General features: G+C 38.8%; 12 protein-coding genes. 4 read left to right on the top strand and 8 right to left on the bottom strand.

Annotated elements, in window-relative coordinates; translation table 11 throughout:
• Positions 1-734 precede the first annotated feature (734 nt).
• On the bottom strand, positions 735-1,523 hold the full coding sequence (gene mreC, locus AA650_RS07625; protein WP_053538566.1) for a rod shape-determining protein MreC: 789 nt from the start codon (positions 1,521-1,523) through the stop codon (positions 735-737).
• Between the two features lie 10 nt (positions 1,524-1,533).
• Between mreC and AA650_RS27680 the strand changes: the two genes are divergently transcribed.
• Positions 1,534-1,689 carry a hypothetical protein gene (locus tag AA650_RS27680; RefSeq protein WP_168634844.1) on the top strand — a complete coding sequence of 52 codons (156 nt, stop codon included), beginning with the start codon at positions 1,534-1,536 and terminating at the stop codon, positions 1,687-1,689.
• A gap of 494 nt (positions 1,690-2,183) precedes the next feature.
• Here AA650_RS27680 and AA650_RS07620 read toward each other — a convergent pair whose 3' ends face one another.
• A complete protein-coding gene (locus AA650_RS07620) occupies positions 2,184-3,191 on the bottom strand; it encodes a rod shape-determining protein (RefSeq protein WP_027402272.1) in 1,008 nt (335 codons plus the stop codon).
• A 462-nt stretch (positions 3,192-3,653) separates the two neighbouring features.
• Here AA650_RS07620 and AA650_RS07615 point away from each other — a divergent pair, with 462 nt between their 5' ends.
• Positions 3,654-4,016 (top strand): single-stranded DNA-binding protein, encoded by a 363-nt coding sequence (locus AA650_RS07615; RefSeq protein WP_039200306.1) that lies wholly within the window; start codon positions 3,654-3,656, stop codon positions 4,014-4,016.
• 146 nt (positions 4,017-4,162) lie between these two features.
• Here the strand turns inward: AA650_RS07615 and AA650_RS07610 are convergent, their stop codons facing one another.
• Positions 4,163-4,903 carry an SIMPL domain-containing protein gene (locus tag AA650_RS07610; RefSeq protein ID WP_053538565.1) on the bottom strand — a complete coding sequence of 247 codons (741 nt, stop codon included), beginning with the start codon at positions 4,901-4,903 and terminating at the stop codon, positions 4,163-4,165.
• Positions 4,904-5,283: 380 nt separating this feature from the next.
• Here AA650_RS07610 and AA650_RS07605 point away from each other — a divergent pair, with 380 nt between their 5' ends.
• Positions 5,284-7,971 carry a DNA methyltransferase gene (locus AA650_RS07605; protein WP_053541219.1) on the top strand — a complete coding sequence of 896 codons (2,688 nt, stop codon included), beginning with the start codon at positions 5,284-5,286 and terminating at the stop codon, positions 7,969-7,971.
• Between the two features lie 665 nt (positions 7,972-8,636).
• Here AA650_RS07605 and rpsU read toward each other — a convergent pair.
• From rpsU to AA650_RS07590, 3 genes are all read right to left on the bottom strand, one after another.
• Positions 8,637-8,834, bottom strand: a complete 198-nt coding sequence (gene rpsU, locus AA650_RS07600; RefSeq protein ID WP_015078697.1) for a 30S ribosomal protein S21 — start codon at positions 8,832-8,834, stop codon at positions 8,637-8,639.
• Between the two features lie 540 nt (positions 8,835-9,374).
• Positions 9,375-10,226, bottom strand: coding sequence for a 3'(2'),5'-bisphosphate nucleotidase CysQ family protein (locus tag AA650_RS07595; RefSeq protein ID WP_053538564.1), 852 nt, complete (start codon positions 10,224-10,226; stop codon positions 9,375-9,377).
• A gap of 735 nt (positions 10,227-10,961) precedes the next feature.
• Positions 10,962-11,810: a sugar kinase gene (locus tag AA650_RS07590; RefSeq protein WP_053538563.1), complete on the bottom strand. Its 849-nt coding sequence runs from the start codon at positions 11,808-11,810 to the stop codon at positions 10,962-10,964.
• A gap of 372 nt (positions 11,811-12,182) precedes the next feature.
• On the opposite strand from AA650_RS07590, the gene rsmI reads away from it, so the two are divergent.
• Positions 12,183-13,037, top strand: coding sequence for a 16S rRNA (cytidine(1402)-2'-O)-methyltransferase (gene rsmI, locus AA650_RS07585; RefSeq protein WP_053538562.1), 855 nt, complete (start codon positions 12,183-12,185; stop codon positions 13,035-13,037).
• Between the two features lie 258 nt (positions 13,038-13,295).
• On the opposite strand, the gene AA650_RS07580 is transcribed toward rsmI, so the two are convergent.
• Both AA650_RS07580 and AA650_RS07575 read right to left on the bottom strand, forming a co-directional pair.
• Positions 13,296-13,706 carry a hypothetical protein gene (locus tag AA650_RS07580; RefSeq protein WP_053538561.1) on the bottom strand — a complete coding sequence of 137 codons (411 nt, stop codon included), beginning with the start codon at positions 13,704-13,706 and terminating at the stop codon, positions 13,296-13,298.
• Positions 13,707-14,098: 392 nt separating this feature from the next.
• Positions 14,099-19,048: a choice-of-anchor I family protein gene (locus AA650_RS07575; protein WP_053538560.1), complete on the bottom strand. Its 4,950-nt coding sequence runs from the start codon at positions 19,046-19,048 to the stop codon at positions 14,099-14,101.
• Positions 19,049-19,234 lie beyond the last annotated feature (186 nt).

Here is a 19,234-nt window from a genome sequence, read left to right as displayed (position 1 = left end):
TTATGTATAGCCATTATCTTACCTCTTTTAAAGCCAAAATTTGGACAAAATATCCAAGTAGAGAACCGAATTATTTAACTGGTTTCACCTCTGAGAGTTGTAAATATGTTATCTGATCAAAATTTAGCAATAAAATTGACCTAGTAACAGGATTCTGAACTAGATAATATCCAATTTTACTCCTAAAGAGGTACAGTATAGGATTTTGGGTAGTTAAATCTTCATCAATAGATTCTTCCCTCAACTGTAGGAATAATTTAAGAGAATTATCAATACTTCAAGAGAAGACCATTGAGGATACGCCTCTAGGATACCCTAAATAGGGTAGGGGGGGTAGGGGAGGGAAGAACAGTTAAGTAGTGGGACAGAATTAATTACACAATGTCATTGCGTAAACGTTGCGTGGCGTTAGCCATATGGAACGAAGTGAAATGAAGCAATTCCAAGGGTTGTGATTGCTTCCCTTCGCTCGCAATGACTGTAAATATTTTTGTCCAATTAGTTAAGTTTTTCCGCCACGCTCCAAAACTTGCCCCCAAGGGTTTTTAGCCTATTTTCTTATAAATTTTTATGACAACGTTATGACAGAGGTAGGTTGCATATTCATCATTTAAGTAGGTGAACAGAAAAATTTAAAGGTATGTGAAGAAAAGTAAAATCACTCAAAACTCTCTTCCTGTTCCCAGTTAAGAGTTCCCTGTTCCCTTGCCCCAACGACAATTTTTAACGCCCACCTACTTAGTCACATTCGGAGTTTCTAAATATTGTTTGTCTGACTGAGGATAAACAGTTACCCAATCTAAGTACCTAATTGACGGAAATAACTCTACTTTAGCGATTGAGGCTGGAAGTTTCTTTAGATCTAAGGATTTAATTTTCCCTATGGCTAAACCAGCCGGGAACTTCTGACTATAAGTAGAGGTAGATACTAAGTCTCCTATTTTAACATTAGGGACTTTTTCATAGAACTCTAACACACCTTCAGTGGAAGCATCACCTTGTAAAACTCCTTTAGCTGATGTGCGGTTGATAGTTACGCCTACTTGACTTTTTAAATCACTTATTAACAATACACTGCTAGTATTAGTTGTCACACTATCTACTAAACCTACCAATCCACCATCGGCTTTGACAATAGAACCTTCTTGAATGCCTGATGCAGTCCCCCGATTCAAAATCACCTGTTGCCACCAATGATCTGCACTGCGTCCTACCACCCGTGCTATAGTTGGTTTCTGAGGCAAGGTTTGTTTCTCTACATAGCCCAGTAAATTTTTTAATTTCTGATTTTGGCTTTCTAAATCAACGATGCGAGTTTGTAATTCTAAAAATCTTGCATCTTTAATATTTTGTTCAGGAATTGCTCCTGACTGTAGCATCTGTAATGGGCTGGTGATTCCTTGGTAAATCTCCCGTAACAATGCTCCTTTTGTCTCTCTGAGTGTCCAGGAACTACCTACAACTAAGGCTAATAATCCTATTTGTAATCCTTTGTATTCCCACCAGCGTTTTAAAGTAAACATAATAACCTATATGTATTTTATAAATTATTTAGGAGTTGTAGGGACATGGTTTGGTAACTTTTTAGTGATGCCTATAGCGATCGCCATCCGCAAATCTGGAAATCAACTCCTGTGTACTTGTGTTGAAAATAATGGGTTCTATAGTTACATCAGACGGCGTAGTTAGGAGGTACAAAATCTCAATTAAGGCCTATGCACAAAGCCAGTTTTAATCCTGACTTATGACTTCTGCTGTATGAATAAATACAGAACCCATATATTCCTAACTTACTATACCCAAGACGGCTTAATTATTTGATTCTCCGGGAGGGGTAAAGCAAGAGCTTAATAGTGTCAACTTAACGTAAAACCCGTAGCCTGCCGGGGAATGATAGACGCTATCATTTCAGGGTGGGTCTGTCAGCCAAACAAATAAGCCATCTGTAGCTTAAGTTGACACCAATGAGCATTACTAAACCTCTACAAATATAGGGTTTTTCGTGATTTTACAAAAGTCCATGTCCCAAAGGTTTTGAGTATAACTACTACTAATATAAGTTGCCAGTTAGGTAAATTGTCAGAATCAGGATATCCAGGATTAAAGGATGAAACCAGAGCTTTTATTACCAATTACCTATTACCAATTACCAGCCTCAACAAAATAACTAGCAACTTAAGTTACTACATATTGCGAGAACGCCCGCTAAAGACTCTTTCCAATTGCTTGAAGTTTTCTAATACGCGACCAGTTCCCAGCACTACACAGCTTAAAGGGTCGGCGGCTATATGGGTAACAAGACCTGTCTCATGACTAATCAATGTATCCAGACCTTTGAGCAACGCACCACCCCCTGCCAACATGATACCACGATCAATAATGTCTGCTGCCAGTTCTGGCGGTGTCCGTTCTAGTGTTCGCCTAACTGCTTCGATAATTACCGCTAGAGGCTCTACCATACTTTCCCGGATTTCTGGTCCTTTGATGGTTACAGTTCTGGGTAAACCAGACAGTAAATGTAAGCCTCGAACTTCCATTACACTATCACTATCGTCTGCGGTCGGATAAGCAGAACCTATTTTAATCTTAATATCTTCTGCCGTGCGTTCACCAATTACCAGATTATGAACCTTCTTCATATACTGGGCAATGGCTTCAGTTAACTCATCTCCAGCAATGCGGACTGATTCGCTGATTACTGTTCCTTGAAGACTTAATACCGCTACTTCTGTTGTCCCCCCACCGATGTCAATAATCATGTTACCAGTAGGTTCTGCCACTGGCAGTCCTGCACCAATTGCTGCTGCAACTGGCTCATCAATCAAATATACTTCTCTAGCGCCGGCTTGGGTAGCTGCATCCATGACAGCCCGTCTTTCTACTCCAGTGACACCACTGGGGATACCAATGACAATGCGGGGCAACATCAGGGATCTCCCTTCATTTACCCGCTGAATAAAGCTTTTTAACATCAACTCAGCCGTATCAAAGTCAGCGATCACACCGTCGCGCAGGGGACGCAGAGCAACGACGTTCCCCGGTGTGCGTCCGAGCATTTTTTTAGCCTCTTCCCCCACTGCCAGTGCCACTTTCAGATTTTGATCAATGGCAACGACGGAAGGTTCTTGCAGGACAATCCCTTTACCAGATACATAAACTAGGGTATTGGCTGTACCGAGGTCGATACCCATATCCCAGGATGGACGAAAATTTAAATTGAAAAGACCCACGCTTCTCTATGCCCCCTATTTACACTACTTCTGACTACAAACATAAGAGTTAATATAGCGGTTCTCGATTGGGTGATATACAAGAACCCCGACCCACTCCTCGCAAGCGAGCAATAAGCTATGATGTATTTCATTCAAGTGCATACTGCTATAATGATGCCATGATATTCGGTTCCCTGACTCCAGTAGACTAGACTATTTTTTTATTTAGTTTTTGTCAATCTTGAGTTTAGTTTCATGAATCTTAACTTCTATCTTCTCAAGGTTACTCAGTATAACCGTATAATTTTTTTTAGCTATAAGGTATTTTTTGAATTTTTTTGGGGTTGACTGTGGCGATTCTAACATATTTTTAATCATTTCACAATTAGTTATTATAGAATCCGGAGTAATAGAATACAAAAATACTAGGAAATAAAAACCATGAGCATTAATGTTGTCACTCTTGTTGGTCGTGTCGGTGGTGATCCAGATATGAAATATTTTGAGTCAGGTACAGTTAAATGTAGATTGACTCTAGCTGTAAATAGAAGATCACGCAACAATGATAAACCAGACTGGTTTAATCTAGAACTTTGGGGAAAAACTGCAGAAGTTGCGGGTAATTACGTCCGTAAAGGTGGTTTAATTGGGGTTAAAGGTTCTTTGCGATTTGATACTTGGAGCGATCGCCAAAGTGGAGTTGCGCGTTCTAGTCCAGTTATTAATGTTGAACAACTAGAATTATTAGGTTCTAAGCGTGATGGTGAAGGTGGGATGTCTGATATGTCCCCAGATAATTTCTAATTTAATTAAACGGGCGGTTAGAAACCGCGTCTACACAGGCAAAACCCAGATGGTGCGTGGGTTTCAAATCCTTGATTTTTCCTTAGTCCGCGCAGGCGGACTTTGTTTGTGTAGCCGTGACTTCTAGTCGCCGGGGCTTAAATTGACTAATAGCTAATTTGCAATGTTACTGATGCTTGTACTTCTTGTTCCCCCGCAACTATGGGAGTAGAAGCATCTGCGAAATTGGCTTTAGCAGCTTCAGCCCGATATAGCATCGGTGGCGGTGGTGGGGTTGCACCATTAATTTGAATACTGATAATGTCTTTTTGCTCTAATTTTAAGGTGCTAAGAACCGTTTCCGCTTGTTCTTGTGCATCCTGGGTAGCTTTTTTTAAGGCTTGTTTTTGGGCGCTGGCGATCGCCTCATCACTAGCAATAAAACTTATACCATTAATTTGTGTCGCTCCAACTTTCACCGCATCATCCAATAAAGTTCCGGCTTTATCTGTAGGAATGCGGAAGCTGACTGTATTACTAGCAGCATAACCAGTAATGCGTTGAACATTATTACTGTAGCTATATACTGGGTTGAGGCGAATTCCTGTAGTTGTCAATTTTTCAACATTGCGTTTTTTTAATAAAGCCACCACAGCCGATGATCTGCGTGCCGCTTCTTTTTGGGCATCTTCCGCCGTTTTTCCTTGAACTTCTACACCCAAACTAACTTGAGATAAAGTTGTCGAAATTGTTTCTACTCCCCTTCCACTCACGGTTAAAGTTCGCCATAATTTTTCTTGTGCTGATGCAGGTAACATAAAAATCGCACTGAGAAATATACTCAAAGATAATATTTTCCCAAAATTCCGGGTTGGAAACCGATAATTAGATAAAACAGTGATAGACATCTTCCTTAACACTCCTCTAAAAACCTATTAATTCTGGGGTAACTGTTATTAACAGCCACCAAAATATTTTCACACCGAAGGTGTAATTTCCATACTTATAGTTTCACACTGCTTAAACTTATATCGAACCTGGTTACATTTTTTGTAACGGTAAAAATTATGTGTTGGGTTTCCTTCCAACCGCAATTATTTTATGATAGTTCTTCCTTATCAAATTTATGATAACAAATTTAAAATCAATTGTCAACCCCCACATCTTCTTTTTTGCGCGACTCAATTGAGTGATATTTTTGTAAATATCGAGAAGTTGAGATCCCCGACTTCTTAAAGAAGTCGGGGATCTTATGGATCTTATTATTTATTATTGTTCAGAAACAACCATGACATCATCAACACCAGAAACCCTATCTAAATTCGTGCAATTTTGTCACCAACATATCACCGGACAAGAACGCAAAGAAGCACAAACATTTCTCGACCGCTTTTTTCGAGCCTTTGGACATGAAGGTGCATTAGAAGCGGGTGCGACTTACGAAGAAGCAATTAAAAAAAGTAGTAAAACCGGAAAAACTGGCTTTGCTGATTTAGTTTGGAAACCTCGCGTTTTAATAGAAATGAAAAAACGGGGAGAAGATTTAAATAAACATTATTCCCAAGCTTTTGATTATTGGACTAGGTTAGTCCCAAATCGTCCTAAATATGTGATTTTATGTAATTTTGATGAATTTTGGATCTTTGATTTTGATATTCAATTAGATACACCTGTAGATAAAATTACCCTCGAACAACTGCCAGAACGGTCAGGAGCATTGACATTTATGGAATTAGGGCAAAAAACCCCTGTATTCCAAAATAACCAAGTAGAAGTTACTGTTAAAGCTGCCCGTCGCATGGGTGAATTATTATTAGAATTAGAAAATAGGGGAATTGAAAAGTTAACAGCACAGCGGTTTATTTTGCAATGTGTTTTAGCGATGTTTGCGGAAGATAGACAACTGTTACCCCGTGATATGTTTGTTTCTTGTGTCCAAGATTGTATGAATGGGGGAAGTTCCTATGATGTTTTGGGTGGTTTATTTCGGGAAATGAATCAACCCGGAAAAACACCAGCGGGACGTTATCAAGGAGTAGATTATTTTAACGGGGGTTTATTTTCTCGAATTGATGCAATTGAATTAACGAGGGAAGAATTAAATTTTTTAGATGTGTCTGCGCGTGAGAATTGGAGTAAAGTCCGTCCGGCTATTTTTGGGAATTTATTTGAAGGGAGTATATATAAGGAAGAACGTCACGCGAGGGGAATCCATTATACTTCTGAAGTGGATATTATGAAAATTGTCCGTCCCACAATTAGCCGTTATTGGGAAGAGAGAATTGAGGAAGGAACGACAATTAAGGAACTTTCCAAACTACAAATAGAATTACAAAGTTATCGAGTTTTAGATCCTGCTTGTGGTTCGGGTAATTTTCTTTATATCGCATATCAGGAATTGAAGAGAATTGAAATCTTGCTATTAGAGAAAATTCAATCTTTGCGTAAATCTCCAGATAAACAATTGCAAATGGGTTTGGTGACACCTTTACAATTTTATGGAATGGATACAAATCCCTTTGCGGTGGAATTAGCGCGGGTGACTTTGATGATTGCGCGGAAGATTGCGATTGATAATTTACAATTAACTGAACCTGCTTTACCTTTGGATACTTTGGATAATAATATTGTTTGTCAAGATGCTTTGTTTAGTGAATGGGTAAAAGCTGATGCTATTATTGGAAATCCGCCATTTTTAGGTGGTAATCGAATTCGTTTAGATTTAGGAGATGAATATGCGGAACGTATTTTTAGCAAGTTTTCAGAAGTTAAATCACAGGTAGATTTTTGTGGTTATTGGTTTCGTTTAGCTCATGAATTTCTTAATGGAAAAGGTAGAGCAGGTTTAGTTGGTACTAATTCTATTAGTCAGGGAAATAGTAGATATGCTTCTTTAGACTATATCACTAGAAACGGTGGTTATATTCATGAAGCAATTCCAACTCAAAATTGGTCTGGAGAAGCACAAGTTTATGTTAGTATTGTGAATTGGTGTTATGAAAAACCATCTAAATTTCATTTAAATAATCAGGTAGTTAAACAAATTAGTTCCTCTCTAAGCTCAACCGTTGATGTTTCAATAGCTGTTAAATTAAAATCAAACCTTGATCGATGTTTTGAAGGAGTTAAGCCGAATGCAAAGGGATTTATAATCACAGAAAATCAAGCTCAATGCTGGATAAAATCTAATTCTAAAAACGAATTAGTAATTAAGCTATTTTTAGATGCAGGAGACTTAACTAAAGCTCCAAATGGAAAACCCAGTAGGTGGGTTATTGACTTTGAAAATATGAGTTTAGAGGAAGCTAGTGATTATATTCTACCTTTTGAACACGTTAGAGTTACTGTAAAACCAGAAAGAGAAAATAACCGTGAAGCTGTTTTAAGAGAAAAGTGGTGGAGGTTTAAACGTACTCATGCAGCAATGAGACAAGCATTGATTTCTCTAAAAATTTATTTCGCTGTTCCTGCTCACTCAAAATGGTTTATTTTTGTACCTTCATTGTCAAACTGGCTACCTAATAACTCTACCAAAGTTGTAGCATCAGATGACTTTTATATATTAGGAATTCTCACATCTAACGTACATCGTCTTTGGGTAAAAGCGCAAAGTTCAACTCTTGGAGAGACAACACGTTATACTCACAACACTTGTTTTGAAACCTTCCCATTTCCGCAAACAGCAGATATAAAAATAGTCCAACAAATCCGCACCAAAACAGAAGAACTACATCAATATCGCACTCAACAAATGGAAACAAAACAATGGGGAATCACCACATTATATAATAAATTCTTCCACGAACCCAGCAGCCAACTTTATAAACTGCATCAACAATTAGATAAACTGGTAATGTCAGCTTATAACTTTCAAGCCAATGATGATATTTTAGAAAAACTGCTGATATTAAATTTAGAATTAGCCGAAAAAGAAAAACAGGGAATCAAAATTATTGGACCGGGTTCACCAAATTAGAATACAAAGCACATTTTAGGTAAATGAAGGGCAAATAAGTAGTGAGACAGAATTAATTACACAATGTCATTGCGTTAGCGAAGCGTGGCGTTAGCCATATCGAACGAAGTGAAATGAAGCGATAGCGAAGCGCTGCTGCAAGCAGTTCGCAAGGGTTGTGATTGCTTCCCTTCCCTCGCAATGACTGTAAATATTGGCGTTGCTGAATTGGCGTATGATTTTTGGAGGTAGAGACGTTCCATGGAACGTCTCTACAAGAGTCTTGAACGTATGCAAAATTATTTTTATCCCTAAAATCAGCAACGCCTAAATATTTTTGTCCAATTAAGTAGTGGGACAAAGCGTGGCGTTAGCCATATCGAACGAAGTGAAATGAAGCGATAGCGAAGCGCTGCTGCAAGCAGTTCGTAAGGGTTGTGATTGCTTCCCTTCCCTCGCAATGACTGTAAATATTGGCGTTGCTGAATTGGCGTATGATTTTTGGAGGTAGAGACGTTCCATGGAACGTCTCTACAAGAGTCTTGAACGTATGCAAAATTATTTTTATCCCTAAAATCAGCAACGCCTAAATATTTTTGTCCAATTAAGTAGTGAGACTTTTTGTGGAGTTCTCTAAAAGGAAATCCTGTCAGGATTTCCCAGTTTCAGCCAATATGACTAAAAATTTAGCGCTTGAAGCGAGAACGTTGTTGGCGACGTTGCTTGTGTCTGGCTATGGCTTTGCGCTTTTCTTTTTCTAAAGGTGTCTCAAAGTGACGCTTTTTCCGCATATCTTGGAAAATTCCTGCTTTGGAAACTTCCCGCTTGAATCTTCGTAGTGCTGATTCAATCCCTTCATTTTCACCTAAGACCACTTGTGTCATTCCTGTTCCTCCGTAGTTTAATTCAATATTTGAGAACTAAAGTCAAAATAAAATACTCCAGCAGCGCTTAGCGGGAGACTGTATCTGCTGGATACTCTAGATTTTAATTTTTTTTTACTGGACTTAGTAGCGATCGCCGCTACTACTACTCCCAAACCAGAGAGTGTAGAGAGTTAGATTCGGAGAGACGTATTTAAAAAAATCTTCAAACGACTTACTCAACCGAAAATAATCTTTGATATCCCCAAGTATAGCACTACATGAGAATATTAACCCATAACGAACAAATTTTCCCAACAAAACCACCAGCATTGTCAGGAAATTCTCCACGACAAATACTGTTTCGTTGACACTCTCCTAAGAGGAGAGGGAAAAGGAATAATATTTAATACTGGAGAGGCTTTGAACTTGTTCTTTGTATGATAAAAAAGTCCGGCTTCTAGCCGTTTTGAGTATATCACTAATATTGAAGGCAATCAATTAGCCCCTGTGCGTTTTCCCCTTCGGTCTGAAGACGCGAAGCTCCCAACGCTACCGCGTTCATTTTGTAAACCGTGTGAGAATGCTTTGCGCTTCTTGACACAGTACCTCATGATTTTGATAATTACTCGCTAGTAATTCCCCCCATTGATGAATGTCGCCAGTGTTATATTCTAATGGCGTGCAGTCAAAGTGGGTAAAATTACCACCTGCTTCTGTCAAGATTAGTTCAGGAGCAGCCATATCCCAGTCTTTAGGTGCGGATTTACCGGAAAGGGAAATGTAAACATCTGCTTGCTGTTCAAGTATCGCGGCAATTTTGCAACCGACGCTACCAATTGCTTTTTGATTTTGATAGGGCAGGTGCTGTAATAGATATTCTAACCTATCGTTGCGGTGTGAGCGACTAACCACCAAAATTAGATCCTGGATATTTTTACGGGAGTTCAGTCGCACAGGCAAAGAACCTGTTGCAGTTTCGATAAAAGTTCCACTACCTCTAGTAGCATAATATAACTTTTGTGCCTCTGGAACTGCCACGACGGCTAACATTGTCTGTGTTCCTTGAATTAAGGCAATATGAATTGCATATTCTCCGGTTTTGTTGATAAAATCTCTTGTTCCATCTAATGGATCAATAATCCATACCCACTCAGCAGGATTTTTTCCCTGTTGTGATTTATGAGTTTCTTCGCTGATATATCCAAAGTCTTCATTACCTAAAGCAGCTTGTAACTGTGACAAGATATATTCACTAACGGCTAAGTCTGCCACTGTAACGGGTTCGCTGTCTTTATACTGGATATCTAAATTTGGTGCGTCAGCAGTACCGTGATAATAAGAACTCAGGAGACTGGCCGCACCCCAACCTACCTTCCGTGCAATTGTTAATATTTCAGATAAGTCTTTCATTTGGGGACAAATTTGGTTAACACTCTCCGGGTCTTTAGACGCGGAGATTCTATAGAGAGTTTCAGTCTATATCCATCAGTTATACCAGTTATAAGGCTACGGTGTACACACAAGTTATCGAATCACCATTAGACTTCTCCGGTAAAGATTGTAGAGACGTTCCATGGAACGTCTCTACAAGGGTTTCAAACGACGCACATTTAATTTTCGGAGATGTCTATTATTCCTCAAATTACCCCACCCTAACCCTCCCCGATGCTTTGGGGAGGGGACAAGATTCCGGTTTCCCCCCTTGATAAGGGGCTTGATAAGGGGGGATTAAGGGGGGTAATTTAACTTGTGTGTACACGATAGCCTTTATAAGAGGAGGGTTAGGGAGGGGTAAAACATTTGATACAGCAATCATGACTTTTCAAACACCCTCTAAGAGGTTGTTTGAAAAGTATTAGATGAAACCGATAATCTCCAGAAACCTAACCCCCCTTCTCTAGGGGACTTCCAAGAAATAAATTATCCTGATTAACGAACCACAGAGGCGCAGAGGACACAGAGGAATAAGGGTTTGAGAGATTTTTGCGTTAGGTGGTTGAGTATTTTTTTATTTGGAAGTCCCTAGGAGGGAATGGGGGTTTCAAAGCCTCTCCCCGCATCGGGGAGAGGTTTACCAGAGGGGTTTATTTATACATTAAAGACTTTTCAAACATCCTCTAAGCATTAGACTTAGACGTTTAAATTTCACCAAGTTCGCGTACCAAAATGTTTACACGCCTCCGCAGCAGTATTTCCAGCTAGTGCTAATGCTTCTATAAAATTCGTTTCCAGGATGTAGTGACAGAAAGCACCGTGAAAAATGTCTCCTGCGCCCAGTGTATCAACGGACTGTATTTTTGGCACATTAACTACACCAGACTGATCACGAGTTAAGTATTGAATGGGGTTTTCCCCTTGAGTAATGGCAATATAAGGAATGTTAAAATTTTGCAAATAGGCAAAAACGTCTTCCTGATTTTTGCAGTTAGGTGGATAGAAATTAGCAGAACAAATAGCATAATTGACAAAGGGTAATATTTCTGCAAATCCTGGTTTCCAGCTACCACCATCAATAACAACTGGAATATTCTGAATATTAGCAGTTTGGGCAATAATTTTGCTGACCTCCATTTGATGTCCGTCAATTAATACAATATCAATATCTTGTAAAATATTGGCAGGGATAGAAGTAATATTTGCCTGAGTTTTAACGGCATTAATAGAAATTACCGCTCTTTCACCTGTACCTTGGGTAACAATAATTGAAGAGACAGGTGGCGGTGTTTTCCTGTAGGGGTCTAAGTCAATAATTGCAATTTGGTAATTCTCTAAATCGCTACAAATTAGCTGTGTGATATGGTGCGAACCCAATACACCTAAAACTGTAGATTGGTTGTTTAAATGACTGAAGGTGACGGCGGCGTTTGTTGCGGGTCCCCCTGCTGCTATAGTATAGTCAGTGGCAACTAATTTTTGATTATTTTGGGGGGGAGAATCCGCGAGATAAATGAAATCTAAGGTAATTAAACCGACAAATAAGCCAGATTTGCTCATTGCTAATTTGCATTTGAATTTTCACTAGATGATATCATGTATAATTAAAGATGTATATAATGTTAATTTTCCTGATATTGATCCTTGACCAGAAAGTTTAGAGATTTTGTTAAATAATACTTTTGGAAAAGTGAAGAAAATTCACCAACAAGTTAAATTATATGCAAGATTATCTAATCTGTGAAATCCCTTAATCCGTTGAATCCGTGTTCAAAATTAATATGCAAACTGAACCTTGACCAGAAAATTTAGAGATCTTGTTAAATAATACTTTTGGAAAAGTGAAGAAAATTCACCAACAAGTTAAATTATATGCAAGATTATCTAATCTGTGAAATCCCTTAATCCGTTGAATCCGTGTTCAAAATTAATATGCAAACTGAACCAAAACCAGGAACACTTTATATTGTCGCTACACCCATTGGTAATCTAGAAGATATGACTTTTAGAGCGGTGAGAATTTTACAAGCAGTGGATATAATTGCGGCGGAAGATACACGCCACACAGGCAGATTATTACAACATTTTCAAGTGAAAACTCCCCAAGTTAGTTACCATGAACATAATAGTAATACTCGTATTCCCGAATTATTAGAACAGTTACAATTTGGAAAAGCGATCGCTTTGGTAAGTGATGCGGGAATGCCAGGAATTTCTGACCCAGGATATGAGTTAATTAAGGCTTGTATTGATGAGGGGATTACTGTTGTTCCTATCCCCGGTGCAAGTGCTGTAATTACGGCTTTGAGTGCGGCTGGATTACCCACAGATAGGTTTATTTTTGATGGTTTTTTACCAGCTAAAAGTCAACAACGCCAGAAATATTTGGAATCTTTGCAAGGTGAATCTCGAACTTTGGTTTTTTATGAATCACCTCACCGGTTGCGGGATACTTTAGTAGATTTGGGGGCAATCTTGGGAAGCGATCGCTCTCTAGTTATAGCACGAGAACTGACGAAATTATACGAAGAATTTTGGCGGGGAACAATTGCCGAGGGGATTACCCATTACCAAGACAAAGAACCCCAGGGAGAATATACTCTTTTAGTAGCTGGAAATCCACCTAGTAAGCCTCAACTCACAGAAACCGAATTAAAAAACGAACTATTATCAATGATTAAACAGGGTATTTCTCGTTCTCAAGCTAGTCGTGAGATAGCAAAGGATACGGGTTTATCTCGTCGCTATCTCTATCAACTAGCTTTGACAATTGAACTTAGCAGCTAAGTACAGAGACGATGATCAGGATCTAGAATAGGACAAACTGAATCAGGATATCCAGGATGAAAGGATGTACAGGATAATGATTTAAAATGGTGCGTTACTATATTATATAGCGATCGCTATACTACACCCAAAGTCTTTACCAATGGTGCGTTACTAGTCGCTAACACACCCTAATATTTGGCTGTCACCTTTTTACTGGCTTTTTGTAATAAAAGCTACACTAACCTCCCAGGGAACTATTTTATTCCGTTAAGGTTTTCAGATTTTACCAGTGGGGAAGAAACCGAATAGTTTGACTACTCCACTGATTAAGGCTATAATCACTGCTACTAGAACTCCACGATTAATAAATTCTTGGTTATCTAGTCTTTTATCAATACCAATAACTTTTTCTTCTAGGGTTTTAATTTCCCCTGATAGTTTTCCATCTAGGGTTTTAATTTCCCCTGATAATTCTGCCTGTCCAATTTCCAGTTTATTTAGTCTACCATCAATAATTTCTAGTTTTTGATTGACTTCAGCAAATTGCTTCTCCATTTTTTGATTGACTTCAGCAAATTGCCGATCCATTTTTTGGTTAACTTCGGTAAATTGCTTCTCTATCTTTTGATCCAAACGAGATAATATTTCTTCCAGAGTATAAGTGAGAATTGGTGGGTTGGTTGTCATATATTTTGGTGATAGTTGTTTTATGGACAATAACAGCAACACCTGTCATTTTACTATTTTACCCCCTCTCCACCTATCCATTACCCACATCTTTACTTAACATGGCTGAAAAACAGACAAGATAAAGGTTGTAGAAAATGGTATTGTTGTGCTGCTTGACAAAAGACAATAATTGTGAATATGCGAATAATTAGGTGAACACAATAAAACCAAACTGCGTAAAGAAACGTAAAATCGCCCAAACCCTCTTCACTCTTGCCTCTTGCCCATCCTTGATGATTAGCGGGCAAGACTCGTACTGAGCTTGTCGAAGTATGCCCGCACCACAAGAAATTTTGGGATATTTTTTTAATTGGAAGTCTCTTACCCCTACCCGGAGAATCAAATAGTGCTTACGCTATCGCTCCAAAGGAGAAAACCGCATCATTAAAATCGTAGTCACTTACCCCCACACCCGCAGGTAAATCTTCAAAACCAAAGGTATTATTCCCAAAACTTCTTAAATGAGCCGCACCGTCCGGGTTAGCTACCCCAAAGCTAAAATAGGCTACAGGTAAAGTCGTGTAATTTTGGGCATTAGCTGGGCTATTATTAGGGTTCGCAGCAAAGAAAGCATTAATTGCTGCTTGGAGATTACCGGAGAAGTTACCACCATTGGCAATTACAAAGGGAGAATAGATTTTACCACCATTGACAATGACATCACTCGCAGCACCACTACTTGAACCCCCTACCCGCACAATAAAGTTATCTACTACCTTACTCAAAGCGGCTTTCGCATAACCGATTTCCCCGGGTTTAATGCCATTTACAGACCCCGTTACATCATCCACCTCATAGAGACCGAACAGATTATTAAAAGCTGCGGTGGTCTGATTTAGGGCATTTTGCAGGGAGTTTTTGACAAGGGATGGGTTGTAGTTATTAGGAAATTCGTAGCCCAATTTATCAACAATACCAGTTAATGTACCTGCTTCCTTGGGAATCAGTTTATCAACAGGAGCAATTGAGATTAGCTGAGTTGGTGCTACTGTGGCAGTTGTAGCTTTACCCGTAACCGTCACCCTAACATCAGCACTTGCGGAAAGACTACCATCAGAGACAGTGTAACTAAAGACATCATTGCCCAAATAATTGCCATCTAACAGCGTATAGGTCAAATTATTGCCATTGATATCTACTTTGCCATATTTACCGTCGGTTTTGCCGGTGAGCTTTAAACTATCTCCTTCAGGGTCACTATCATTGTTTAAAGGGTTGATAGTTCCCGCACTTCCTTGACTGACAGATAATTGATCATTTTTTGCAACGGGAGGATCATTTACCGGAGTCAGATTGATTGTGATGGTAGCAGGATCAGATTCTACTTTTGGAGTACCATTATCAATCGCTGCTACTGTCAATGTGGCAACATTACCATTAGCATTAACAACGGGATTATATCGCAGATTAGCTAGGTCATTAACTAATATCTCTTGATTTTTAGTCACTTGTTGACCGTTCACAAAGGTTAGGCTTCCAGCGGTTGGTAAACTTACTACCTTAATTGCCATTAAATCATTATTGTCTTCGTCTTGGTATTTACCCTTGTCTTTGAAGTCTCCAATACCAAAACTTATTATTTGATCTTCTTGTCCATTTTGGGTGAAGCTTTGCAGATTTGGTTTTTTGTTATCATCCGTTGGGTCATTGGGTGCAGCGTCATCATTAGTAATAGTTCCCTGGGCTGTGGCGTTTGTAGAACTAATGATTGATACATTTGTAGGATTGCTTAAACTGACAGTAAATGTCTCATTTCCTTCAAACAGGACATCTGGAGTTGTTTGGACAGCAAAGGTTGTAGTAGTCTCTCCCGGTGCAAAAGTCAAAGTTGCTGTTTTTGCAGTCAAGTCAGTATCACTGGCTGTATCACCTGTAGCAATAGAGGTAGTTACAGTTACACTTTGTGAAGATGAATTATTTCCTGTCCGAGTGACAGTGAAAATTATGATATTTCCTTCTGTTGCTGAAGCTGAGGTGATAGCAAACTGTGGTAATTCATAATTCTTCAGAATAGCTAAGGGATTACTATTCGCACTAATTAAGGTGTAATCTCCCTGGGGTGAAAGTGTAAGTTGATTTATGTCCTTAAACCCATCAACATTAACGTTTAATAAATCTTGTGCTGGATTAAAATCGGTAATTATGTTGGGACTTTGCAGATATGCAGCATTAGCTAACCAAAAGGTATCTTGACCATCACCACCTGTTAAGGTGTTACCACCAAGACCGGAGTAAATTATATCATTACCAGCATCACTAAATACTTTGTCATTCTGATCAGGGAATATTTGATCATTGCCTTCACCACCTGATAAAATATTATTACCTTGACCATCGGAGAATATTTGATCATTGCCTGAACCACCTAAAGCCGTATCATTTTCCTTAGCAAAGATTTCATCATCACCTTCACCACCATCTAGGATATTGTCACCTGTTCCTGTGACACCATCAATGGAGTCATTACCTGCTAAACCCAGGAGAGTATAACCGCCGGCAGATGCTAATAATACATCGTTTCCAGAAGTACCACTAATAGTAACAGGTAGATTATTTGCTAGTTCAATAATGCCTAATTTTTCAGGAATTGTTGTGCCAGCAACATTAAAATCATTATCATTAATCACAGCGAGAATATTGGGGGCAACTAATGCCAAACCTTCTAATTTTTCAACCCCGGTGTAACCTATTTGGGCTGCATTAACAATTAAAGTTTTGTTAGCAGCAATAATTCCAGCGGTAGTTAATTCAGCCGGGCTTAATTGTTCAATAGTCTTAGCACTTGGCAAAGTAAAGTTAGCAGGATTATTGATATTAGTCGCTGCTGCTAAATCTATTTGATAGATAAGTTTATTGGAAGTATTATCACTTCTATCATCTCGTTCTACAACGGCAAATTTACCATTACCCAAGGCAACAGCATCACCGATTTTATCAGTTTTGGCATTACCACTGCCTGTAATATCATCCAAGAGATAGAGATATTCACCAGTTACCTGTTTAGAAACTATGTCAAATTCCAAAATTCGCAAATTACGGGAATTTCTGGAGGTTGTATCAGTGCCATTATCGGGATTATCAATTGGACTTTGAATAAAAGCATATAACTTGTTACCTTCTAGTGCTATTGCTTCAAAGCCGCGATTTGCCCGTCTTTGGGCGTAAACTGCGGGTAATACCTCAGTTCCAAAAGTCCCTGCGGGTTGATCTGGTTCTGTGGCTGCTGCTGTTCCTTGGGGAACAAAACGATCAAGTAACTTCCCATTGACATCAAAATGGTAAATTCCGGGACGATATTCATCCACCAGCCAATAGTTGCCATTTGGTGCAATCACGATACCTTCGACATCAGCCCCTAAAGTATCATTAGGTAAGATTTGACCATTTAAATCAACGCCAATTTCATCAGTGTAAGCTGTTCCACCAGCCCCAGCTTGGACATTGGGAAGTCCAGTTAATGGAGTTGTACCATCTTCACGAAATAACCCAGTTCTTTTGGTAATTGTGATTTGATTAGTCGTTTGATTGAGTTCAAAACTGACTATTTCTGGTTGAAAATTGGGTAATAAAAACGGTCTATTTTGACCAGTGGGTTCACCATTGGGACCACGATCTGTATTAGTAACAAATTTGAGATTGCCATTATCTGCTACACCTTGGAAATACAATCCAGAAAAACCGCCCAAAAGTATATCTTGTCCGGTGGAAGTTGTGCCTAATTTGGGTAGATTTTGAAATTCATAAGTCGTTAACTTTGGTTGGGAAGCTATTTCATAAAAGCTAACGGTATTACTAACTTCATTAGAAACTGCCAGCATGGGACGAAAATTGGGACTATTTTCGGCAGAGATAAATTTTAAGCCTTCAGGAGAGACATCACCTTCGGTTCTAATATACTGAACAAATTGAGGTGCAGTGGGGTTGCTAAGATTATATACCATCACCCCACCGCCAGCCCGTTCTAAGCCAACGAATCCATAAAGAATACCATTAATTACGCCAACAATTGCACTTTCTGGTTCAGGTCCTTTATTATCGGAACGAGTATCAAATTCAGTGGCTGAACCATTATTAGCATTAAAGAATGTAGGCGTTTGTTGTTTGAGAATTTGTTCAATTTGGTCGCCACTGTCATATACTAATTTACCTTGATCATCCCAAATTGAGAAGGAACGAGTGCCGTAAGCATAGAGTTTATCAAAGTCTCCGTCTCCGTCGGTATCTCCTAGTTTATTGGTAACGGTTAAACGTCCTAAATTTTCCGGTTTTTTCAACTCAGTAGCATTAGGAAAAGCTGTAGGATCAAGATTTAAACTAGAAACTCTTGCTTCTTCGTTAAATAGTGATCCTTCATTACCAAAAGTACCATTTGCTGTAGGACGAATCCGCGCATCTCCTTCATTGGCTGTGATATAATAGGTCTTATCAGCAATTTGAAAAGAGCTAATTGCATCGGGTTGATACATCCCGAAAATTGGCCAATTTTGAATATTAATTTTACCTCCACCACTAGAAGTACCATTAACATCTCTATCACTAGCATCAAGACCATTTCCTGGTAAATTATGATCTTTAAAACCTAATGGAACAATTTTAGTAATACTAGCAGTAGCAATGTCTAGAACTGCAAAGGCATTATTTTCTTGTAGGGTAACAAATGCAGTTTTGCCATCGGGAGAAACTGCAATATACTCTGGTTCTAAATCTTGAGCAACGGTGGCATTAAGCCCAAAAAGTCTGACTCCGGCGGCTGTTAAAGTTTCTTTTTGCCCATTAAATGCCGTGAAATTTGCAGTTGTAACTTTACTGTTATCTAAACTGGCAATGTTTCCAGAAACATCAATAATACTAATTGAACCTTCTGGATCAATGGCATAATTTTCACTGGGTTCTCCTTCGTTGGTGACAAGTAATTTGCTACCATCCGCAGTGAAAGTGATCATGTCAGGTAAAGCACCTACTGTTACTTCGGAAATTTTAGTGAGAGTTACAGCGTCATAAAAAGCAATTTTACCAGGGTCGGTACTTATATTTGCAGAAATAGCGATCGCCACAATGCTATTTCCAGTTCCTATGCCTTTTCTGACGGCTACACTTTGAATTCCTGCACCTAAGCTAGAAAGATCAATGTTAGTAACTTGAGTGGGGTTATTTGCATCAGAAACATCCACTACTTGGAGAACAGGTTTATTCGCAGATTCTCCAGTCACAAACAGGCGTTGAGATATGGGGTCAAAATCAGAAATTTCTGCGCCGCTTAATTTAATAGTACCGATATGGTTAAGTTGAATTGAATTCATAATTTTTGTATTGACAATTAGAGGTTTGTTGTTACTTAGTCTGCAACGGAGATTTTAGTCTTTTTGATCTCTAAAAAAATGGGTAAGTTTTTGACTATAAAGAGAATCTATCCCAATTTATTTAAGGAATAAATAATTAAAGGTTAAGGAAAATTTAAAAAACTAGAATAACAGCTTATGTGTTAA

It is taken from the genome of Anabaena sp. WA102, from assembly GCF_001277295.1.
GTDB classification, from domain to species: Bacteria; Cyanobacteriota; Cyanobacteriia; order Cyanobacteriales; family Nostocaceae; genus Dolichospermum; species Dolichospermum heterosporum.
The sequence above is the reverse complement of the archived record's forward strand: the minus strand, read 5'-3'. Positions and strand labels throughout refer to the sequence as shown.

What these genes read in the sequence shown, in the direction of transcription:
- mreC (WP_053538566.1), bottom strand. Translation starts at nt 1,523, where the DNA reads ATGTTTACTTTAAAACGCTGGTGGGAATACAAAGGATTACAAATAGGA.
- AA650_RS27680 (WP_168634844.1), top strand. Translation starts at nt 1,534, where the DNA reads ATGTATTTTATAAATTATTTAGGAGTTGTAGGGACATGGTTTGGTAAC.
- AA650_RS07620 (WP_027402272.1), bottom strand. Translation starts at nt 3,191, where the DNA reads ATGGGTATCGACCTCGGTACAGCCAATACCCTAGTTTATGTATCTGGT.
- AA650_RS07615 (WP_039200306.1), top strand. Translation starts at nt 3,654, where the DNA reads ATGAGCATTAATGTTGTCACTCTTGTTGGTCGTGTCGGTGGTGATCCA.
- AA650_RS07610 (WP_053538565.1), bottom strand. Translation starts at nt 4,903, where the DNA reads ATGTCTATCACTGTTTTATCTAATTATCGGTTTCCAACCCGGAATTTT.
- AA650_RS07605 (WP_053541219.1), top strand. Translation starts at nt 5,284, where the DNA reads ATGACATCATCAACACCAGAAACCCTATCTAAATTCGTGCAATTTTGT.
- rpsU (WP_015078697.1), bottom strand. Translation starts at nt 8,834, where the DNA reads ATGACACAAGTGGTCTTAGGTGAAAATGAAGGGATTGAATCAGCACTA.
- AA650_RS07595 (WP_053538564.1), bottom strand. Translation starts at nt 10,226, where the DNA reads ATGAAAGACTTATCTGAAATATTAACAATTGCACGGAAGGTAGGTTGG.
- AA650_RS07590 (WP_053538563.1), bottom strand. Translation starts at nt 11,810, where the DNA reads ATGAGCAAATCTGGCTTATTTGTCGGTTTAATTACCTTAGATTTCATT.
- rsmI (WP_053538562.1), top strand. Translation starts at nt 12,183, where the DNA reads ATGCAAACTGAACCAAAACCAGGAACACTTTATATTGTCGCTACACCC.
- AA650_RS07580 (WP_053538561.1), bottom strand. Translation starts at nt 13,706, where the DNA reads ATGACAACCAACCCACCAATTCTCACTTATACTCTGGAAGAAATATTA.
- AA650_RS07575 (WP_053538560.1), bottom strand. Translation starts at nt 19,048, where the DNA reads ATGAATTCAATTCAACTTAACCATATCGGTACTATTAAATTAAGCGGC.